The organism is Terrisporobacter othiniensis (assembly GCF_000808015.1).
Lineage (GTDB): Bacteria > Bacillota > Clostridia > Peptostreptococcales > Peptostreptococcaceae > Terrisporobacter > Terrisporobacter muris.
Genome location: NZ_JWHR01000069.1, coordinates 1 through 4,476, shown reverse-complemented (window position 1 = coordinate 4,476; position 4,476 = coordinate 1). Strand labels below are relative to the sequence as shown.

4 protein-coding genes are annotated in these 4,476 nt (G+C 23.8%); 1 reads left to right on the top strand and 3 read right to left on the bottom strand.

Features of this window, described 5'->3' with window-relative positions; all coding sequences use genetic code 11:
* Positions 1–985: hypothetical protein (locus tag QX51_RS07645; RefSeq protein WP_039679319.1), on the bottom strand; the 985-nt coding region annotated here is incomplete at its 3' end.
* 162 nt (positions 986–1,147) lie between these two features.
* Between QX51_RS07645 and QX51_RS07640 the strand changes: the two genes are divergently transcribed.
* Positions 1,148–2,263 (top strand): MGDG synthase family glycosyltransferase, encoded by a 1,116-nt coding sequence (locus QX51_RS07640; RefSeq protein WP_039679318.1) that lies wholly within the window; start codon positions 1,148–1,150, stop codon positions 2,261–2,263.
* A gap of 57 nt (positions 2,264–2,320) precedes the next feature.
* Here QX51_RS07640 and QX51_RS07635 read toward each other — a convergent pair whose 3' ends face one another.
* The gene (locus QX51_RS07635; protein ID WP_039679317.1) at positions 2,321–2,995 is read right to left on the bottom strand and encodes a hypothetical protein; all 675 of its coding nucleotides are present in this window, start codon (positions 2,993–2,995) and stop codon (positions 2,321–2,323) included.
* 205 nt (positions 2,996–3,200) lie between these two features.
* Positions 3,201–3,989, bottom strand: a complete 789-nt coding sequence (locus QX51_RS19450) for a M23 family metallopeptidase (RefSeq protein WP_052232952.1) — start codon at positions 3,987–3,989, stop codon at positions 3,201–3,203.
* Positions 3,990–4,476 lie beyond the last annotated feature (487 nt).

Below are 4,476 nucleotides of genomic sequence, written 5' to 3'. Positions count from 1 at the left end.
ATATAATATTTCCTATAAAGAAAATAAGTACTATTAAAGGAATTAAATTCATCAAAATATATATTACCTCATTTAAATATGATAAAGATAAACTAAAAAATTTTTTATTGTTTTTATTTTCATAATATCTTTTAACTGCTGTATTTAACTTATTTTTTTTACAGTTAACATTTTTATGACCAGATTTAAAATAATAACTTTGCTTTTTTTTCTTTAAAGGGTAAATCCTACTTATTATAATATTACATATAATTAGTACTAACATCTCCATAATGAAAAATTTCCCAATATTTACATCAATCTTATTACATAAATCTCCAGTTAAGCTTAATGATAAAACAGAAAAATTTAAAATTGTAATAGCACACTCTCTTTCTCGCAGCTTGCCATCCTTATAAAGCCTATAAGTAACAAATACACCACATACATTATCTACTAATAAATATACTAAAAAATTTAAAAACACCTTTCCGCTTACTCTAAATAGCTTTTTCATAGTTCTGTGAGTAAAAGCTTCTGTAATTTCCAATAGTCCACAATCTAACAAAAATGGCATAAATAAAGATGCAACAGGAAGAACGATACTTAAGTTTAGTATAAGATCTTTCAAAATAAATATAAAACTATCATCTATAAAAAAAATTTCTTCTTTTCCAACTAGTAAAAAAGTAAGTATTATTAAGCTAAATACTTTAGAAAATACCAAAAATTTATTTATACTTGATTTATTTACATTTATTATATCTTTCAAAATTGATAATGTAACAAAGAACAGAACACTTATATTTATAATTATGGATGCTTTATTTTCTATAAAATAAGATATATGATATAATAATGTTTCATATTGATTATTAATTTTTATAGGTATGAAAAAAATAATTATGCCTATCAATGAAAATATATACATTTTCATTTTTATATATATATCATCATCATTACATGAGTGCTCTTTATTACAAGTACTACTTTTAACACTTTCCATAATCTCACCTCTTTTTCTATGTTTTACATAGCAGGCTAGCTTTCCTTTATATTTTATAAAATTTATTATCAAAATCATTGTCATTGATTATAATTAAATACAAAGGTATAATACTATAAAGATATAATACTATAAAAGGAAACTTTATTTCGAGGTGATATTTTGAATGAAATAGAAAATAAAAAAACTATACTAATATTAACTGCTCAATTCGGTGCTGGTCATATTAGTGCAGCAAAGGCTATAAAAGAATATATTCAAGAAAAAGATGATAATATAAATATTGTAATAGAGAATTTTATTAGTGCAAGTGTTCCTCGTATAAATAAGCCTATGGTTAAAATGTACGAAAATAATACTAAATATGTGCCTGGACTCTATAATTACTACTATTATATAAAAAAATCTTTTGATGCTAAATACGATATATCTTATAAAATATATATGCCAAAGCTTGCTGAATACATAAAAAGCATTAATCCTGATTTAATTATTTCCACATTTCCTTGTGCAGCTGCATGTGTAAATGATTTTAATACAAAAAATCCACATAAAAAAATACCTTCTATAACTGTAATAACTGATGTAGTAGATAGTTTAGAATGGATATTTAAAACAACAGATATGTATTTTGTACCATCCTATGAAATTAAAAATAGGTATGTCCAAAAAGGATTAGATCCTAGTATTTTTAGAGTAACTGGTGTGCCTGTAAGTAAAAGTTTTATTTGCAATAAAAAATTACGTAGTAATAAACTTAGGCTACTTCTTATGGGTGGAGGTAGAGGATTATTTGATTTTGATGAAAGTTTTATGCATTGGCTTGATGACTACCTAAGTAAATATAAAGATATGTTGGATGTTACTATAGTAACAGGCAGTAATAAAAAACTATACGATATTTTAACCCTAAAAAAACCACTGTATAACATAGATGTAAGAGGATTTGTCACTAATATGTCTGACTTATTAAAAAATTACGATTTAATGTTAACTAAATCCGGTGGAGCCACTTTGTTTGAAGCTATTAGTTCAAATACTCCCATAATAGTTAAAAACCCAAAGGTTGGTCAAGAAATTGAAAATGCTAAATTTATTAGAGATAAAGGCATAGGAATTTTGTACGATAACGATGAAGATCTAAAGGATTTAATAAAGGATTTATTAAATAAGAAATTAGATTCAAGAGTTGAGTTTATGGATGAAAATATTACTCACTTCAAAACAACTATACATCCTGATAAAATAGGTGACTATGTTTTTGAACTACTTAAATAATCAAAAAAAATCATGTTTGCATATTCAAACATGATTTTTTAATGCTTTTATAAATAACTACTTAAAAGAGTTAAAGTTAATTACCTTTCCCTTTTTATGATCTTCATGACTTGGACCCTTATTAGTTTTATCAATATCAAGTTTTTTAGATGCACTAATAACCTTAATAATTCTATAAACAATTATTGCTGTGAAAATTACCCCTACACAATTAGTTATAAAATTTAAATATGAATTACTACCTCCACTATAAACCAAAATATTGATAATTCTCAAAAGTGATACTAGTATTAAATTTGTTTCTATCATTGAACATATTCTGCTAATTTCACCCCACACAGATTTTTTCTTCAATAACCTAATCATCGCTAAACTGTTTCTATCTAAAGATTTTAATATATCCCTTATTACTATTGTACTAATATCCTTATTAAAGATCTTTACCCCAGGTATTATCAGTGCTAAAGATAAGAATATACATGTATTATAAAAATATACATTATCTGAATCTGGACTCTTACTTGATAAGAAGTAAGCGACTATTATAAAAAATATAGCTAATCCAGTAGAATTTACTCTACTTTCTTTAACCCTAGTGAAAACAGAATAAACTATTGAAATAGCACACGAAACTTGAAAGGCAATCTCTATGTTACTTATAATAGCAGCATTAAAAATTAATACAGGTACTGCAATATATATTAATACATCTTTTAACAATTTAGATTTCACACAAACCCCCCCCCCATCTCTCCAATAAGCCATTATTTTTTATATTCTTACTAAATTATATTAATATTATCTTCTATACATTAATAAATAAATCCTTTTTATTACACCATAAAATTTTCATTTTATGCTAAATTTTCTAAATTATTTTAAAATTCAAATAATTACACATAAAAAAAGCAAAGATTTAATCTTCGCTTTTTTTATTTTATAAATCATTACTTATCCCATACAAAGGATTTATCCTTTTATCATTTATTTTAACCTCAAAGTGAACATGATTTCCTGTTGAATCTCCTGTTGACCCTACCTTAGCAATAACCTGTCCTCTCTTAACTATTTCACCCACATTTACAACTATACTATTATTGTGAGCATACAAGGTTTTTTTATTATCAAAATGTTTTATCTCTATTACATTTCCATAGCCACTTTTATAACCTGCAAATATTACAATTCCATCATCACTTGCAAGTACTGATGTATTTTTTGGTGCAGGTATATCTATTCCATTGTGAAAACTAAGTTTTTTTGTTATTGGATGTGTTCTATATCCATATCCTGAACTAATATATCTATAGTCCTCTAATGGCCATTTTCCTTTTATATAACTGGCATTACTATTTTCCAAAGCTTCTTTTTTTTCGTTTTTAATTTCTTGTATTAAAAAGCTTTCACTTTTTTCACAATTTATCAATTGTCTCTCAAAATACATCTTAAAAAACTTGATCTGACTATACTTTATGCTGTCTACACTAATTTTTTTTTCTAATAAACTACTTTTCATATCATTATCAAAAGCTATATATTGATTTTTGTTTTTTAATATATAGTCTAAATCATTTATTCTCTTATTTAAGTATTCTTCTTTCTTTGTTATGGATATTAATGTATCTATGTTGTTACTTTGGCTATAGGAAATATTGTTTTGAAAGCTAAATATTAAGCTTACAAATAAAAGAGTATTAATAACTAATACCTTTAAATATTTATTCATTTTATACCTCCTTTTCCTATAAACATTATTATTAACCAAGTTTATTTTTTTTATAATTCTATATATAATTTTCATTTCAATTAAATAAAATATATTAAGGGGGAACAAGGGGGAATTTTTATGAATACAAATTTTAAAAGTTATTTATTTCTAGGTATTTTTTTATTTTCATTATTGTATTGTTTGCTTTACATACTTAGAGATTTCTACTTTTTAACACAAAATTTCCAAATGAAAAAATATATAAATAAAATATTGCCTTTTTTTACAAAGTACAATGGAATTTTTCTTATAGCAACATTTATTTTTTTAATTTTCAACCTTTATAATGTATATATTACAAGATTATTGTTCTCTATTATTATAACTGTTATAATTTTAAGCCTTATATTTATTTATATACCAATAAAAAAATTAACATCTACAAAATACTTGAGATTTTTATCTTATATTTTATTTATAGTTGTATTATTAATACCTATACTAT